Source organism: Streptomyces sp. SGAir0957 (assembly GCF_043523415.1).
In genome coordinates, this window is record NZ_CP027293.1 from 2,033,945 (window position 1) to 2,050,013 (window position 16,069).

At 72.0% G+C, this 16,069-nt stretch carries 16 protein-coding genes; 5 read left to right on the top strand and 11 right to left on the bottom strand.

The genetic code is table 11. The features are described 5' to 3' along the window. Positions 1–120: 120 nt before the first annotated feature. The 4 genes from C1N81_RS14110 to C1N81_RS14125 all read right to left on the bottom strand — a co-directional run bounded on the left by C1N81_RS14110 (position 121) and on the right by C1N81_RS14125 (position 3,776). Positions 121–1,410, bottom strand: coding sequence for an aspartate aminotransferase family protein (locus C1N81_RS14110; RefSeq protein ID WP_394429154.1), 1,290 nt, complete (start codon positions 1,408–1,410; stop codon positions 121–123). A 162-nt stretch (positions 1,411–1,572) separates the two neighbouring features. Beyond that, positions 1,573–1,824, bottom strand: a complete 252-nt coding sequence (locus C1N81_RS14115; RefSeq protein ID WP_394429155.1) for a helix-turn-helix domain-containing protein — start codon at positions 1,822–1,824, stop codon at positions 1,573–1,575. 99 nt (positions 1,825–1,923) lie between these two features. After that, on the bottom strand, positions 1,924–2,595 hold the full coding sequence (locus C1N81_RS14120; RefSeq protein WP_394429156.1) for a response regulator: 672 nt from the start codon (positions 2,593–2,595) through the stop codon (positions 1,924–1,926). Beyond that, on the bottom strand, positions 2,592–3,776 hold the full coding sequence (locus tag C1N81_RS14125; protein WP_394429157.1) for a sensor histidine kinase: 1,185 nt from the start codon (positions 3,774–3,776) through the stop codon (positions 2,592–2,594). Before C1N81_RS14125 ends, C1N81_RS14120 begins: the two co-directional genes overlap by 4 nt. A 101-nt stretch (positions 3,777–3,877) precedes the next feature. On the opposite strand from C1N81_RS14125, the gene C1N81_RS14130 reads away from it, so the two are divergent. Both C1N81_RS14130 and C1N81_RS14135 read left to right on the top strand, forming a co-directional pair. Further along, positions 3,878–4,834 carry an ABC transporter ATP-binding protein gene (locus tag C1N81_RS14130; protein WP_394429158.1) on the top strand — a complete coding sequence of 319 codons (957 nt, stop codon included), beginning with the start codon at positions 3,878–3,880 and terminating at the stop codon, positions 4,832–4,834. Continuing rightward, positions 4,831–5,646, top strand: a complete 816-nt coding sequence (locus C1N81_RS14135) for an ABC transporter permease (protein ID WP_394429159.1) — start codon at positions 4,831–4,833, stop codon at positions 5,644–5,646. The genes C1N81_RS14130 and C1N81_RS14135 overlap by 4 nt, the downstream gene beginning before the upstream one ends. 25 nt (positions 5,647–5,671) lie before the next feature. On the opposite strand, the gene ggt is transcribed toward C1N81_RS14135, so the two are convergent. Then, positions 5,672–7,495, bottom strand: coding sequence for a gamma-glutamyltransferase (ggt, locus tag C1N81_RS14140; protein WP_394429160.1), 1,824 nt, complete (start codon positions 7,493–7,495; stop codon positions 5,672–5,674). 103 nt (positions 7,496–7,598) lie between these two features. Here ggt and C1N81_RS14145 point away from each other — a divergent pair, with 103 nt between their 5' ends. Continuing rightward, complete coding sequence (locus tag C1N81_RS14145) at positions 7,599–8,357, top strand: hypothetical protein (protein ID WP_394429161.1); 759 nt, start codon at positions 7,599–7,601, stop codon at positions 8,355–8,357. Between the two features lie 164 nt (positions 8,358–8,521). Here C1N81_RS14145 and C1N81_RS14150 read toward each other — a convergent pair whose 3' ends face one another. The 5 genes from C1N81_RS14150 to C1N81_RS14170 form a co-directional block, all read right to left on the bottom strand. After that, positions 8,522–9,427, bottom strand: coding sequence for an amino acid ABC transporter permease (locus C1N81_RS14150; RefSeq protein ID WP_394429162.1), 906 nt, complete (start codon positions 9,425–9,427; stop codon positions 8,522–8,524). Further along, on the bottom strand, positions 9,424–10,068 hold the full coding sequence (locus C1N81_RS14155; protein ID WP_394429163.1) for an amino acid ABC transporter permease: 645 nt from the start codon (positions 10,066–10,068) through the stop codon (positions 9,424–9,426). Before C1N81_RS14155 ends, C1N81_RS14150 begins: the two co-directional genes overlap by 4 nt. Before the next feature lie 11 nt (positions 10,069–10,079). Beyond that, the gene (locus tag C1N81_RS14160) at positions 10,080–10,991 is read right to left on the bottom strand and encodes a glutamate ABC transporter substrate-binding protein (RefSeq protein ID WP_394429164.1); all 912 of its coding nucleotides are present in this window, start codon (positions 10,989–10,991) and stop codon (positions 10,080–10,082) included. Positions 10,992–11,008: 17 nt separating this feature from the next. Next, a complete protein-coding gene (locus C1N81_RS14165; RefSeq protein ID WP_394429165.1) occupies positions 11,009–11,752 on the bottom strand; it encodes an amino acid ABC transporter ATP-binding protein in 744 nt (247 codons plus the stop codon). A 132-nt stretch (positions 11,753–11,884) separates the two neighbouring features. Then, on the bottom strand, positions 11,885–12,322 hold the full coding sequence (locus tag C1N81_RS14170; protein ID WP_394429166.1) for a DUF6278 family protein: 438 nt from the start codon (positions 12,320–12,322) through the stop codon (positions 11,885–11,887). 190 nt (positions 12,323–12,512) lie between these two features. Between C1N81_RS14170 and C1N81_RS14175 the strand changes: the two genes are divergently transcribed. After that, complete coding sequence (locus tag C1N81_RS14175) at positions 12,513–14,324, top strand: SGNH/GDSL hydrolase family protein (RefSeq protein ID WP_394429167.1); 1,812 nt, start codon at positions 12,513–12,515, stop codon at positions 14,322–14,324. Between the two features lie 228 nt (positions 14,325–14,552). Here the strand turns inward: C1N81_RS14175 and C1N81_RS14180 are convergent, their stop codons facing one another. After that, positions 14,553–15,332 (bottom strand): exodeoxyribonuclease III, encoded by a 780-nt coding sequence (locus C1N81_RS14180; protein WP_394429168.1) that lies wholly within the window; start codon positions 15,330–15,332, stop codon positions 14,553–14,555. 157 nt (positions 15,333–15,489) lie between these two features. On the opposite strand from C1N81_RS14180, the gene C1N81_RS14185 reads away from it, so the two are divergent. Beyond that, complete coding sequence (locus C1N81_RS14185; protein WP_394429169.1) at positions 15,490–16,065, top strand: isochorismatase family protein; 576 nt, start codon at positions 15,490–15,492, stop codon at positions 16,063–16,065. Positions 16,066–16,069: the final 4 nt, after the last annotated feature.

Here is a 16,069-nt window from a genome sequence, read left to right on the forward strand (position 1 = left end):
GGGGGCGTCCTCTCCGGGCCGGAAACGCGCCGTGAGTCTTTTGTTGTCGGCCGACCGCGGGTGCGTCGTGACCGGTCGCGCGGTTCCCCGCGCCCCTGGCGGGGCGCGGGCCGGCCCCGCTCAAGCGTGCTCCCGCAGCGCCCCGTCCAGGATCGCGGCGCCCTCTTCCGCCTCCGCCACCGTCAGGGACAGCGGGGGCGCGATGCGCAGGACGCTCGTGTCGTGGCCGCCTCCCTTGCCGATCAGGAGGCCGTTCTCGCGGCAGGACTCCAGGACGGCCGCGGCGGCGTTCGGGGCCGCTTCGCAGGTGTCGGGGTGGGCGAGTTCGACGCCGATCATGAGGCCGCGGCCGCGCACCTCCCGGACGCCGGGGGCGTGCGCGGCGATGGCGCGGAGGCGTTCGATGAGGAGGCCGCCGACGCGGCGCGCGTTGCCCTGGAGGTCGTGTTCGATGAGGTAGGAGAGGTTGGCGAGGCCCGCGGCCATGGTGATCGGGGAGCCGCCGAAGGTGGAGATGGAGTGGGCGTCGAGGCAGTTCATGACGTCGGCGCGGGCGACGACGCCGCCGATCGACATGCCGTTGCCGATGCCCTTGGCGAAGGTCAGGATGTCCGGCGGGCCCGACTGGGCGTGGGCCTGCCAGCCCCAGAAGTGGTCGCCGGTGCGGCCCCAGCCGGTCTGCACCTCGTCCGAGATCCAGAGGATGCCGTGCTCACGGAGGACCTCGCGGAAGCGCGCGTAGAGGCCGTCCGGCGGTGACGTGAAGCCGCCCACACCCTGGACCGGCTCGGCGATGAGCGCCGCGACGTCGCCGCGCGTCTGGCCGAGCATGTCGCGCAGGTCGGCGACGCAGGCATCGGTGAACTCGGCGTCGGACAGGTGGGCGTAGGGGCCGCGGCTGCGGACGCCTCCGTGCACGTACAGCGTCTGGAGCGGGGAGAGGCTGGTCGGGGACCAGCCGCGGTTGCCGGTGACGCCGACCGTCGAGAAGGAGCGGCCGTGGTAGCTGTTGCGCATCGCCAGGATCTGCGGCGAGCGGCGGTAGGAGGTGGCGAGGAGCAGCGCCGCGTCGTTGGCCTCGGTGCCGGAGGTGGTGAAGAAGACCCGAGCGTCGGGGATGCCCGACAACTGGGCTACGCGCTCCGCGAGTTCGACCATGGTGCGGTTGAGGTAGAGCGTCGAGGAGTGGATGATGCGGGCCGCCTGGTCGCTCACCGCCTTGGTGACCTCGGGCAGCGCGTGCGCCGTCATGGTGGTGAGGATGCCGCCGAAGAAGTCGAGGTACTTGTTGCCCGCCGCGTCCCAGACGTGGCGGCCCTCGCCGTGGGTCAGCTCGATCGGGTTCGCGTAGTACAGCGCCAGCCAGTCCGGCAGGGCGGCGCGGTGGCGGGCGTACAGATCGGGTGTCATGGGCCGCTCCTTTGCCTGCTCCTCTACGCCCGTAGACCAGGGTCGTAGAGGCACGAACGTAAGCCCGTGCGGCAGGCTTGCCAAGACCATCGTCGGCAACCCGCTCGATCGATCTTGATTGACACCCTTGCGGGTGATCTCCGGCCCGTGCCGGAAGGCGCGTCAGACGGGGACCGCGCTGCAGTGCGCCATCAGCTCGTCCATGGACAGGCCCAGCTCACGCGCGATGGCGGCGACGGTGAAGAACGCCGGGGTGGGCGCCCGGCCCGTCTCGATCTTGCGCAGCGTCTCCACCGAGACGCCCGCCGCCGCGGCGACCTCGGTCATGCTGCGCCCGAGCCGCGCCTCGCGCAGCAGCCGGCCGAGACGCTCGCCGCGCTCTCGCTCTTGCGGGGTCAAAGGGGTGCGGACCATGGGACCAGGATACCCGAACCCCTATTCCTATACCGGATAAGAATACCGCTCCCCGGGTCGGTCCCAGGGTCGGTCCCAGGGGAGGTCTCAGTGTCGGTCTCAGCGCTCCGCTGTCACCAGGCCCGACTCGTAGGCGGTGATCACCAACTGGACACGGTCCCGGGCGTCCAGCTTGGTGAGCAGGCGGGCCACGTGGGACTTGACCGTGGCCATGCTGATGACCAGGTCCCCGGCGATCTCCTGGTTCGAGCGGCCGAGGCCGATCAGGGTGAGGACCTCACGCTCGCGCTGCGTGACGCTCTCCAGGACGCGCGGCGCGCGGGCCGTCGCCGGACGCTCCGGCCGCCCCACGAAGTCGGCGATCAGACGGCGGGTGACGCCCGGCGCGATGAGCGCGTCCCCGGCGGCCACGACACGGATCGCCGCCAGGATGTCCTCCAGCTGCATGTCCTTGACGACGAAGCCGCCCGCGCCGGCCCGCAGCGCCCCGTACACGTACGCGTCCTCGTCGAAGGTGGTGAGCACGAGGACGCGGCTGCCGGTGCCCGCCGCCATGATCCGCCGCGTCGCCTCGATGCCGTCGGTGCCGGGCATCCGGATGTCCATGACGACGACGTCGGGGCGGAGCCGGGCGGCCAGTTCGACGGCCTCGGCGCCGTCGCCCGCCTCGCCTGCCACCTCCAGGTCGTCGGTGTCGCCGATCAGCACCCTGAGCCCGGAGCGGACCAGCGGCTGGTCGTCGACGAGCAGCACCCGTACCCGTGCGGTCATCGGGCCGCCTCCGGCAGCGGTGTCCGCTCCGGCAGCGGTATCCGCGCCGCCACCCGGAAGCCGCCGTCCGGCGCGGGCCCCGCGCTGAACTCGCCGTGCAGCAGGCTCACCCGCTCCGCCATCCCCGTGATCCCCATGCCGGGAACGGCAGCCGGGGCGGCCGGGCCGGTCCCCGCGTCCACGATCTCCAGGCGCAGGGCGTCGTCGGCGTGGGTGACGCGGACCCGGCAGGTGTCGGTGCGGGCGTGGCGGACCACGTTGGCCAGGGACTCCTGCACGATGCGGTACGCCGCCAGGTCGATGTCGGGCGGGAGCGCGCGGGGTGCGCCGGTCACGGCGAGGTCGACGCGCACGCCCGTGTCCCTGGCCGTCGCCTCGGTGAGCCGGCCGAGGTCGGCGAGGCCGGTGGCGGGGGCGAGCGGGGCCGCCTCGCCCGGCTCCGCCCTGCGCAGCGCGACCAGGGTGCGGCGCAGGCCCTGGAGCGTCTCGCGGCTGATCGCCTCGATGGCGCGCAGCGCGTCGCGGGCCTCCTCGGGGCGGGTATCGATGACGCGGCTCGCGACACCCGACTGGATCGCGACGACGCCGATGCTGTGCGAGACGAGGTCGTGCAACTCCCGGGCGATACGCAGCCGTTCGGCGGTGACGGCTTCGGCGACGACCTGCTCGCGCAGCGCGGCCGCGTGCCGGCGCCGCTCCCCCGCGAGCAGGCCGACCATGCAGGCGACGAGCAGCGCCAGCAGGGCGACGACCCCGAACGCGATCAGGTTCTCCGGCCGGACGAAGAAGAGGATGGCGGCCGCCTGCGCGAAGACGGAGAGCGTGACGCCCGTGATCCACTGCGCGGATGAACGGGTCGCCACGAGGCGGGCGAGGACCACGTCCGCCGAGACGAACGCCACCACCGTCGTCTGCCGGGAGTCGTCCCAGGGCCCGTGCGAGGGCGCCACCGCGATCGCGCACAGAGTGCCGAGCAGCACCACCGCGAGCGCGAGCAGCGGCATCCGCGTCGCGACGCCCACCAGGAGCACCGCCGACAGCGCGACGCCGAGGGCACGCACCGACGGCAGCACCTGCGAGGAGCCGAACAGACACAGGGCCCCGGCGAAGAGGTACAGGGCGAGCCCGCACCAGGCGAGGACGGCCCGTCGCCGCCGCGGGCCCACGTTTCCAGGAGTCACACCGGGAGCCTACGAGGGCGGGGTGCGCGGAGGCATCGGCCCGGGGGATGCATCCCGTGGCCCGATGCGCGACCGCGCCGCCGAGCGCGACGGTGGCGTACATGATCGAAGTCAGCGAACTCACCAAGCGCTACGGCCGCAGGACGGCCGTCGACCGCCTGTCCTTCGCCGTACGGCCCGGTGCCGTCACCGGGTTCCTCGGGCCGAACGGGGCGGGCAAGTCCACCGCGCTCAGGGTCCTTCTCGGCCTGGACGCGCCGGACGCGGGCGGTACGACCGTCGGCGGAGTGCCGTTCGCCTCGCACCCGCGCGGGCTGCGGCACGCCGGGGCGCTGCTCGACGCGCAGCAGGTGCACGGCGGGCGCACCGCCCGCGCCCATCTGGCGGCGCTCGCCCGCTCCAACGGGCTTGCGGCGCGGCGGGTCGCCGCCGTCCTCGGCGAGGTCGGTCTCGCGGAGGCGGCGGGGCGGCGCATCGGCGGTTTCTCGCTCGGCATGAAGCAGCGGCTGGGGGTGGCGGCGGCGCTGCTCGGGGACCCGCCGGTGCTGCTGTTCGACGAGCCGTTCAACGGGATGGACCCGGAGGGGGTGCTGTGGCTGCGGCGGCTGTTCCGGCGGCTCGCCGCGGAGGGCCGCACGGTGTTCCTGTCGAGCCATCTGATGGCGGAGATGGAGTCGACCGCCGACGAGCTGGTGGTGATCGGGCGGGGCCGGCTCGTCGCGGCCGAGCCGCTGCGGGTGTTCGCGGCGCGGGCGGCGCGGCTGAGTGTGGTGGTGGGGACGGTGCGCGCGGCGGAGTTCGCCCGGCTGCTCGCGGCGGCGGGCGCGCAGGCCGTGCCCGAAAGCGGCGAGGGCGCACAGGGCGGCGTGGCCGCGGAGCGCCTGCTGGTGACCGGTCTGCCCGCCGAGCGGATCGGTGCTCTCGCTCTGGAGCACCGCTTCCCGCTGAGCCAACTGACCACCCGCACCGCTTCATTGGAGGAGGCCTTCATGGAACTGACCGCGGACCGGGTCGAGTACCTGGCGGACGACACCTCCGCCGCGGGAGCCGCCCGATGAACACGACCGCCGTCGACCGTGCCCGCTTCACCGATCTGCTCGCCGCCGAATGGATCAAGGTCCGCTCGCTGCGCTCCACCCCGTGGCTCCTCGGGGCCGTCACCCTGACCGTGCTCGTCACCGCCGCGCTCGCCGCCCGGAGCGACTACCAGGACGTTCCGGGGCTCGACGCGTCCGCCCGGCGCGACCGCGTCTTCGCGCTGGGCGACGCGTTCCCCGCCGAGGGCTACCTCGTCCTGATGCTCGCGGCGGGCAGCGTCGGCGCGATCGTCGTCGTCAGCGAGTACGGCAGCGGCCTGATCAGGACCACGACCGCCGCCGTGCCGGCGCGCCGCGCGCTCATGCTGGCCAAGGCGACCGTGACCGCGCTGCTGTGGACCGGCGTCGGGCTGCTCTGCGCGCTCGGCTCGTTCGCGGTGTCGCAGGCGATACTGAGCGGCCGCGACGTCGCCGTCCCCCTCACCGACCCGGGTTCGCTGCGCGCCCTCGCCGCGTCGGCGCTCCTCGCCCCGGTCAGCGCGCTGATCGGGTTCGGCCTCGGCGTGCTGGTCCGGCACGGCGCGACGACCATGGTGGCCTCCGCGTTCGTGCTGCTGATGCTGCCGATGTTCTTCGGTTCGCGCGAGCCCTGGGCCGAACGGGTGCGGAACATGATGGTGCAGAGCGCCTGGCAGCGCCTCGTGACGCTGCACGGGTGGGGCCCTGACGCGTACGGCGGCGCGACGGTCGCCGGGGCCTGGACGGTGTTCGCCGTCTGGCCGCTGGTGGCCGTCGCGCTCGCCTTGTTCGTGGTGCGCCGCAGGGACGTATGACCTGCCTCCCCGGGGAGCGGAGGGGCTACTTGCCGGGTGTCACCACCATCGCAGAGCCGCCCCCACGCCGTACGGGCTCGGCGGCGGCCAGCCACTTGCCGCCGGGCAGCCGCTGCACACCCGTGGCGGCGCCGATCTCCGGGTTGAGCTTGAAGGAGTGCCCGATGGCCTCCAGCTTCGTACGCAGCGGGCTGTCGTACAGGCCGGGTTCGAGCTCGGTCTGCGCGGCGTTGCGCTGGCTGGCGCGGGGCGCGGCGATGGCGTCGACGAGCGGCAGGCCCCGGTCGAGGAACCCGGTCAGGGTCTGCAGCACGGTGGTGATGATGGTGGCGCCGCCGGGCGAACCGACCGCGACGACCGGCTTGCCCGCCTTGTCGAGCACGATGGTCGGCGAGATGGACGAGCGCGGCCGCTTGCCGGGACCGGGCAGGTTCGGGTCGTGCACGTCCGGGCTCGCGGGCGCGAAGGAGAAGTCCGTCAGCTCGTTGTTGAGCAGGAAGCCGCGGCCGGGCACGGTGATGCCGCTGCCGCCGGTCTGCTCGATGGTGAGCGTGTAGGAGACGACGTTGCCCCACTTGTCGGCGGTGGTGAGGTGCGTGGTGTTCTCGCCCTCGTACGTCGTCGGGGCCGCCTTGTCACCGGCCTTGCCGCACTTCCCGGGGTGCCTGGGGTCGCCGGGCGCGACCGGGCTGGTGAGCACCGCGTCGTCCTTGATCAGGCACTCCCGCGCGTCGGCGAACCGCTGCGACAGGAGCTGCTTGGTCGGCACGTCCTCGAAGGCGGGGTCGCCGACCCAGCGGCCCCGGTCGGCGAACGCGATCCGGCTCGCCTCGATGTACCGGTGCAGATAGCGCACGTCGGACGCCTTCGACAGGTTCGTCCGCTCCAGGATGTTGAGCGCCTCGCCGACGGTCGTGCCACCGGAGGACGACGGCGCCATCGAGTAGACGCCGAGCCCGCGGTACGAGGTCTTCGACGGGGCCTGGTACTTGGCGGCGTACGCCCTCAGGTCCTTCGCCGACAGCTTGCCGGGCCGCGCGTTGTACCCGGAGGCCGGGTCCACGGGCGGCTTGGTGGCGGTGCGCACGATGTCGGCGCCGATGTCGCCCCGGTAGACGGCGCCGACGCCCTTGCGGGCCAGCTCCTGGTACGTCCGCGCCAGGTCGGGGTTCTTCAGCGTCGAGCCGACGGCGGGCAGCTTCCCGCCGGGCAGGAACAGCTTCACCGTGTCGGGGAAGTTGCGGAACCTGGCCTCGTTCGCGGCGGTCTGCGAGCGGAAGGTCTCGTCGACCGTGAACCCGTCGCGCGCCAGCTTCTGCGCGGGCCTCAGCACCGTACCGAGGTGTTCGCTGCCCCAGGCGTCGAGCGCGGACTGCCAGGTCGCCGGGGTGCCGGGGGTGCCGACGCTCAGGCCGCTGGTGACCGCGTCGGCGAACGGGATCGGCTTGCCGTTCTCCAGGAACAGGTCGGAGCCCGCCGTCAGCGGCGCGGTCTCGCGGCCGTCGACGGTGTGCACCGTGCGGGACTTGGCGTCGTAGTAGACGAAGTAGCCGCCCCCGCCGACGCCGGAGGAGTACGGCTCGGTCACGCCGAGGGCGGCGGCGGTGGCGACGGCGGCGTCCACCGCGTTGCCCCCGTTGCGCAGCACCTCGATGCCCGCCGCGGAGGCGTCCGCGTCGACGCTCGACACGGCGCCGCCGTACCCGACGGCCACCGGCACCTTCCGCGGACCGTCGGGAGAACCGCCGGAACTCCCCGAGGCGGCCGAGGGAGGCGCCGCCGCGCCGACCGCCACCATGGTCGCCGCAATGGCGCAGAATGACAGATTCCGCCCAATCGAACGTCGCATCAGTACCTCCGGTCAACAGACGTCCGCGCAGCGTAACTTGGAGCGCGGACGACGTCAGGACCCCCTCGAACACCGGTGTGTCCGCCCGCTAGAGTGCGCGCCCATGACTGAAGACGTGCGCTATGTCGTCGTCGGCCTGATAGCGGCCGGCGCCGGCGCCGCCCTCGGCTGGCTCGTCCGCACCCATCTGTGGAAGCGCCGGCTCCGCCGGAAGCAGTCCTTCTTCGGGCTGCCCGACAACTCCGAGTCGTTGCTGGTGGTGAACCGGGACGCGGGCGGCCCCGACCTGATGGTGCGGCGCCACGACGTCTTCGCGCTCCTCGAACTGGCCGCGATCGTCAAGGACTGCGGCGCGCACGCCCAGGTCGTCGCGCACGACACGGCCCAGCAGGGCTTCGGCGAACGTACGGAGTTCTGCGTGGGCGGGCCGGTGGCGAACCGCCGCATGGCCGCGCACATGGTCAGCCTGCTGCCCGGCGTCCGCGTCAACAACGACCCCGAGCCGGGCCCGGGCCGCGGCGCCTTCCAGATCGGCTCCGAGCGCTACCGCCTGGAGCCCGGGATGACGGAGTACGTGGTCCTCGCCCGGCTGACGGCGGGCCAGGCCAAGGAGGCGCGCCCGGTGTTCCTCTTCTGCGGCCAGCTCCCCATCACCCACCAGGCCGCCACCCGCTACCTCGCCCGGCACCACGAGCGCCTGGCGCGCAAGCACGGCAACACCTCGTTCGTCCTGCTCCTGAAGGTCGTCAACTCGGGGGCCTACGGGCCGGACGTCGTCGAACTGGTCGGGGACGTCACCCGCGCCGCGCAGACACCGCTGCCGGCCCCGGCGGGCCCGCGCACCTCGCACCGCGCGAAATAGCTTCCTCAAGGCCAAGGGGAGCGGTGCCCCTGCCGCGTACGAAGGCGACAAGGGCCCGCTCGGCCTCGGCAAGCAGGCGCGTCCCGTCCCGCGCGCAGCTGACCTTCTCCGCACGGAATGCGAAGTGATCTCCGGCTGCCGGGCGAGGACTGCCCATGCTCCGGCTACTGCACCCCTGGCAGCAGCGTCCCTGGTTCGGCCGGGGCGACCTCCGCGGCCTCGGTCTTGGGATTGCGCCGCTGCCGCTTGGACACCCACTGGGCGAACCACGACAGCAGCATGCACATCCCGATGTAGATCGGCGAGATCACCATCACCACAGGGATGAAGGGCAAATCGTAGTCGAGGTTCGAAGCGATCAGCTTCCCGGCATGGAGAAACTCCTCATACGTGATCAAATAACCGAGTGAGGTGTCCTTCAGGGCGACCACCAGCTGGCTGATGATGGCGGGCAGCATCGCCCGTACCGCCTGCGGTACGAGGACATGGGTCATGACCTGCGTCTTGCGCATGCCGAGCGCGTACGCCGCCTCGCGCTGGCCGCGCTCCACGGAGTTGATGCCGGAGCGGAAGACCTCGGCGAGCACGGAGCCGTTGTACAGCGTCAGACCGGCGACGAGCGCCGAGAGCGGCTCCATCTTCAGGGCCACGTAGATGAAGAAGATCATCACGAGGACCGGCATGGCGCGGAAGAACTCGACGAAGAGGGTGGCGAGCCAGCGCACCGGCTTGTGGTCGGAGAGACGGCCCACGGCGAGGAGCGTGCCGAGGACGAGCGAGAGCACGGCGGCGAGGGCGAACGCCTTCAGCGTGTTGCCGAGCCCGCGCAGCAGCAGCTCCTGGATGCCCTTGTACTCGAAGGGCATCCACTTGGTGTGCGTGAACTGGTCGGTGTCGAAGAGGAGGTAGAGGATCCAGCCGACGAGCGCGAGCACGAGGAGCGTGGAGAGGACGCCGTAGAGGCGGTGGCGGCGCTCGGTCCTCGGGCCCGGGATGTCGTAGAGGGCGGTGGAGTCGTGGTCGAGCGCTTTCAGCCTGCGGCGCTTCGGACGGCTCAGCAGGTGGCTCATCGGGCAATCCCCCAGCGCTTCTCCAGGATGTTGAACAAGGCGCTGATGGCGAGCGTGATGATGAGATAGCCGATCGCGATCCAGACGAACGTCCAGATGATGTTGTAGCCCAGCTCGCTCAGCGTCTTGTACGTGCCGAGCAGCTCGACGACGCTGAACGCGCCCGCGATCGCGGAGTTCTTGGCGAGCGCGATGAGCGTGGAGCCGATCGGCGGGATCACGGACCGGAACGCCTGCGGCAGGATGACGTTGGTGAGCGTCTGACCGAAGGTCATGCCGAGGCTGCGCGCCGCCTCGCCCTGCCCCTTGGGCACGGTGTTGATGCCGGAGCGCACCGCCTCGCAGATGAACGCGGAGGTGTAGCAGCCGAGCGCGAGCACCGCGAAGACCGTGAACGGCAGGACGAGCCCGAAGCGCGGCAGGCCGAGCAGCACCGCGAAGAACAGCAGGGTGAGCGGGGTGTTGCGCAGGACGGTGACCCAGGCGGTGCCGAGGGCGCGGAAGGAGCCGACGGGCGCGACGCGGAAGGACGCCATGAGGAACCCGAGCACGAGGGCGAGGACCGAGGCGTAGACGGTGAGTTCGACGGTGCCGAGGAAGCCCTTCCAGTAGAGCGAGAAGTTGTCGGTGAGGACGTTCACGGTCGCGCTCCTCAGCTCGCCGGGTAGCGGTCGATGGCGGGCGGCTTCGGCGCGGGCTCGCCGGACAGGCCGAGCGTCGCCTCGTACGCCCGCTTCCAGTCGCCGTTCCCCTGCCGGGCCTCCAGGGCGTCGTTCATGGCGGCGCGCAGGGCGTTGTCGCTCTTGGGCAGGCCGATGCCGTACGGCTCCTGCGAGAACGGCCTGCCGGCCAGCTTCAGCTCGTCGGGCGCCTTGGCGGCGAAGCCGAGCAGGATCGCGTCGTCGGTGGTGACGGCGTCGACCTGGTAGGTCAGCAGGTTGTCGACGCAGATCGAGTACGTGTCGTAGGCGACGAGGTCGGCCTTCGGGTGGTCGGCCTGGATGCGCTGGTACGGGGTCGAGCCCGAGGCCGAGCAGACGCGCTTGCCGTCGAGGTCGTCCGCCCCCTTGATGCCGTCCTCGTCGGTGCGCACGAGCAGCGACTGGCCCGCCATGTAGTAGGGGCCGGCGAAGCCGACGAGCTTCTTGCGGTTGTCGTTGATGGTGTACGTGCCGACGTAGTAGTCGATCTGGCCGTTCTGCAGGGCCGTCTCGCGGTTGGCGGAGGCGATCGTCTTGAACGTCGTCTTCTTCGGGTCCAGGCCGAGCGAGGCCGAGACCATCTTGGCGATCTCGATGTCGAAGCCGGAGTAGACGCCGTTGGCCGGGTTCTTCTCGCCGAGGTAGGGCTGGTCCTCCTTGGCGCCGACGACGAAGTGCCCGCGCCGCTTCGCCGCCCTCCATGTCCGGGAGTCGGGCAGGGAGAAGCCCCGCGCGACGTTGTACGTGGGGAGTTCGTCCCCCGACGGGCCCTTGGCGGGCGGGCTGCCCTCCTTGCCGCAGGCGGTGGCGGCGAGGGCCGTCAGCGCCAGGGCGGCAAGAAGCAGTGGCGACTTGCGCATCATGCGTGCTGCACTCCCCGTCAGTGCTTGAGGATCTTGGAGAGGAAGTCCCGGGCGCGCTCGCTCTCGGGGCGGGCGAAGAAGTCCTCCGGGGCGCGGTCCTCGACGATCCTGCCGTCCGCCATGAAGACGACCCGGTCGGCGGCGGTGCGGGCGAAGCCCATCTCGTGGGTGACGACGACCATCGTCATGCCCTCGCGCGCCAGTTGCCGCATGACCTCCAGGACCTCGTTGATCATCTCCGGGTCGAGGGCCGAGGTCGGCTCGTCGAAGAGGAGCACCTTCGGGTCCATGGCCAGGGCGCGGGCGATGGCCACGCGCTGCTGCTGGCCGCCGGAGAGCTGGGCGGGGAACTTCTCGGCGTGCGCGGCGAGCCCGACCCGCTCGAGCAGTTCGCGGGAGCGCTTGTCGGCCTCGTCCTTCTTGCGCTTCCTGACCTTCACCTGGGCGAGCGAGACGTTCTGCAGGACCGTCTTGTGCGCGAAGAGGTTGAAGGACTGGAAGACCATGCCGACTTCGGCCCGCAGCCGGGCGAGCGCCTTGCCCTCCGCGGGCAGCGACTGACCGTCGAGCCGGATCGACCCCGACCCGATGGTCTCCAGGCGGTTGATCGTCCGGCAGAGCGTCGACTTTCCCGACCCCGAAGGGCCGATGACCACCACCACCTCCCCCTTGCCGACGGTGAGATCGATGCCCTGGAGGACATGGAGCTCCCCGTAGTGCTTGTTCACGTCACGCAGCTCGATCAACGGATCGACGGCCATGGCAGTACCTGCCCACTCTCAGCTGTGTCGGTCCGCGCAAACTATCCACGCCGATATGGGACTTAACGGACGACACGCGCATGGGGGCATTAACCGTATTTGCGGCTCAACTGCGTTCGGGCCCGGCCCGCGCTACGACTCCGCGGCCTCCGCGTAGAACTGCGACAACTCGGGGACGCCGCTCGCCGCCCAGGCGTGACCGGCCTCCACCACGTCGATCTCCCGGCCCGACGCGAGCCGCACCACCGGCTGCCCGTCCGGCCAGATCACCCAGGCGGCGCCGACCACCCGGCGCACAAGCACGGTGCCCAGATAGAGGCCCGCGTCGTTGCCCAGCCAGTGCAGCGCCTCCTCGTCCTCGCGCCAGCGCGGCACCAGTTGGTCGAGCGCCGCCAAGGACTGCACGGAGTCGTCGAGTTCGACCCCGGACTGTTCCGCCTGCGCGCGCAACAGTTCGCACTCGGCGAGGAGTTCGGCGAGGCCGGCCGCGTCGGCCCCGTCCGGCGAGACGACGGCCACCGCCGTCGCGCCGTACCTCTTGCGCCAATGCTCCACGAAAGGGATCTTCATACCGTCCAGCCTCGCATCCGGCCCCGCCCTCGCACCACAGGCGCGCTGGCCTACGTTCGCGGTGAGTTCACGCCGCCTTCGGCCGCACCTCATTGACCCGTCGTCACCTCCTCCTTACCTTCAGTGCGCACGGGCACGCCGCATCCGGTGGCCACCGTCACGCCAGCCGCACCACGAAGGGAGCCCGGTCGTGCGCCGACGCACCTGGACCACCGCCCTCGCCCTGGCCGTCTGCGCGGGCCTCGCCCCCGTCACGACCGCGGGCGCCGCCACCACCCCGCACAGACCCGGGCCGCTCCCCCTGGAGCGGCTCTTCGACAACCGCGCGGTCAGCGACGACACCGCGCCCGGCGCCGCCGACTTCGACGGCGCGGGCGGCTCGCTCTCCGCGCAGGACCTGACCGCCGCGGGCTGGACGCCCGGCACCCGGCTCGGGGTCGAGGGCGCCCGGCTGGCGTGGCCGCGCACGGCGGGCGCGGGCCCCGACAACGTACGGGCCGACGGCCAGCGCGTCCGGGTCACCGGCCGGGGCGACGCGCTGGCGTTCCTCGTCGCCGGGACGGGCGGCGACGCGCACGGCACCGGCACCGTGCGCTACACGGACGGCTCCCGGTCCGCGTACACGCTCACCGCGCCCGACTGGCGCACCGGGCCGCTCGCCACGAAAGCCGTGGCCCTGCCGCACCGCAACACGCCCGACGGCCAAATCACCGAGAAGACCCGCCTGTACGTGGTGACGGTGCCGGTGCGGCCGGGTCACCGGATCTCCTCGGTGGACCTGCCCCGGGCGACGAGGGGTGGCGCGACGGGTGGGGGTGCGACGGGTCAGGGTGCGGAGCTGCACGTCTTCGCGCTGACCGTGCGCGCGGCGACGACCGGCTGGACCGGGACCTGGGCGGCGTCGCCCGCCGGGTACACGACGGTCGGGCCCTGGATCGACCGCACGGTGCGGCTCGTCGTGCACAGCAGCGCCGGCGGATCGCGGGTGCGCATCCGCCTCGACAACACGTTCGCGTCGACGCCGGTACGGGTCGGGAGCGCGTCGGTGGCCGTGCAGGAGGCCGGGGCCGGGGCGCAGGGGAAACCGGTGCGGCTGACGTTCCGGGGCGCCCGGGGTGTCACGCTGCCCGCGGGCGGCCAGGCGTACAGCGACCCGGTCGGCTTCCACATCCCCGCCGACACGAACCTGCTGGTCAGCTTCCACCTGCCGGAGCCCGTCGCCACCGCGCCCGTACACAGCCAGGCGATCCAGACGTCGTACGTGAGCGAGCCGGGCGACCACGCGGCGGAGGCGGGGAGCTCGGCCTACACCTCGACGATCTCCTACTGGCCGCTGCTCACGGGCGTCGACGTCGGGGGCGGGCCCGGGTCCGTCGTGCTGCTCGGCGACTCCATCACCGACGGGGTCCGCTCGACGCGGGACGCGAATCGCCGGTGGCCGAACGTGCTCGCCACGCGGCTGCTCGGGCAGTCGGAGGTGCCGCGCTACGGCGTCCTCAACGAAGGGATCTCGGCGAACCGCGTCGTCGCCGACCGCTACCCCGGAGACGGCGTCTCCACCGACACCGGCGGGGTCAGCGCCCTGCACCGGCTCGACCGCGACGTCTTCTCGCAGACCTCGGCGCGGACCGTCGTGGTCTTCCAGGGCGTCAACGACGTGCGGTGGGGCGCGAGCGCGGAGCAGGTCGAGGCGGGGCTGCGGGAGATCTCTCGGCGGGCACATGCGCGGGGGCTGCGGGTGATCGGGGCGACGATCACTCCCTGCGAGGGGGAGGCGATGTGCACGGCTGCGGCTGATGCGGAGCGGGTCGCTGTGAACGGGTTCCTGCGGGGGCCCGGGGCCGGGTTCGACGCGGTGCTCGATTTCGACGCGGTTCTCCGCGACCCGGAGCGGCCCGCCCGGATGCGGGCGGAGTTCGACTCGGGGGATCATCTGCACCCAGGGGACGCGGGCCTGAAGGCGCTGGCGGACTCGGTGGACCTGGGTATCCTCGCGCCGTAGCCCGCTCCCCCGGCGGAGGACCCACCGGTCACGTCGTGGCTGGCCGCGCAGTTCCCCGCGCCCCTGAGATGCGCACTACGTGCGCCATCCCAGAGGGCAGGCGCGGGGAACGGCGCGAGCAACCACGACGAAACGAGCACCCGAGAACGACCGAAGGAATGCCGCACGCAGTGCGCATGACAGGGGCGCGGGGAACTGCGCGATCAGCCCCACCGGCCCGCAGCCGTGCTACACGTCCAAATCCACCACCACGGGGGCGTGATCCGAAGCCCCCTTGCCCTTGCGCTCCTCCCGATCGACATACGCATCCTTGGCCGCCCCGGCGAACGCCCCGTTCCCGTACACCAAATCAATCCGCATCCCCCGGTTCTTGGGGAACCCGAGCTGCCGATAGTCCCAGTACGTGAAGGGCCGGTCGTACTTGAGGGGCCGGGGGACGACGTCGGAGAGGCCGGTCCCCCGAAGCGCGGCCAGCGCCTCGCGTTCGCCGGGCGTGACGTGCGTGGCGCCTTCGAAGAGGGAGATGTCCCAGACGTCGTCGTCGGTCGGGGCGACGTTGTAGTCACCGAGGACGGCGAACGGCCGGGAGCCCGCCGCGTCATCCGCGACGGCCGCCTTCAGCGCCTCGAACCACTGCAGCTTGTACGCGTAGTGCGGATGCCCGACCTCGCGCCCGTTCGGCACATAGACCGACCACACGCGCACGGGACCGCAGGTCGCGGAGACGGCGCGGGGCTCCTCGACCCCCTCGTACCCGGGGTCGCCGGGCAGCCCCCGGACGACGTCCTCCAGGCCGACGCGGGACAGCACCGCCACCCCGTTCCACCGCCCATTGGCGTTGACCGCCGACTCGTAGCCCAGCTCCCGCAGTTCGTCCGTGGGGAACTGTTCCGCCGTGCACTTGGCCTCCTGGAGGCAGAGCACGTCCGTGCCGCTGGACTCCAGCCAGGCCAGGAGGCGCGGGAGGCGCGCGGTGATCGAGTTCACGTTCCACGTAGCAATGCGCATGTCCTCCAACCTACCGGGCGGGTGTGACAACGGGCCCGCGACAAGGGCCCGCGACAAGGGCCCGCGACAAGGGGCCCGCGCCAACTACCTCGCGCGACAGCCGGACATAGACAGGCAACCTTGCAAGTTTTCCTGTCAGACAGGTAGCCTGCGCATCATGAGCATCAGCACCCCCTTGGACGAGCGCCCCGCCCTCGTTCTCATCGACCTCCAGAACGGCATCCTCGGCCTCCCCACCGTGCACCCCTCGGCGGACGTGCTGAAGAACGCCGCCCGGCTCGCCGACGCCTTCCGCACCAAGGGCCTGCCCGTCGTGCGTGTGCGCGTGACGTGGTCGCCCGACGGCGGCGACCTGCCGGTGAGCCGCTCGGAGGCGCCCGGCCCGCAGCAGGCGCCGCCCGCCGAGTTCGCCGAGTTCCCTGCCGACCTCGGCCCGCTCGGCGACGACATCGTGATCACCAAGCGGCACTGGGGCGCCTTCACCGGCACCGAGCTGGACCTCCAGCTGCGCCGGCGCGGCGTCACGCAGATCGTGCTCGGCGGCATCTCGACGTCGATCGGCGTCGAGTCGACCGCGCGCTCCGCGTTCGAGCTGAGCTACCACCAGGTGATCGTCACGGACGCGACGACCGACACGGACGCCGCGTCCCACGAGCACGCGATGGGCAAGATCTTCCCGCGCATCGCGCAGCTCGGCACAACGGACGAGGTGCTCGAACTCCTCGCGAAGTAGGCGG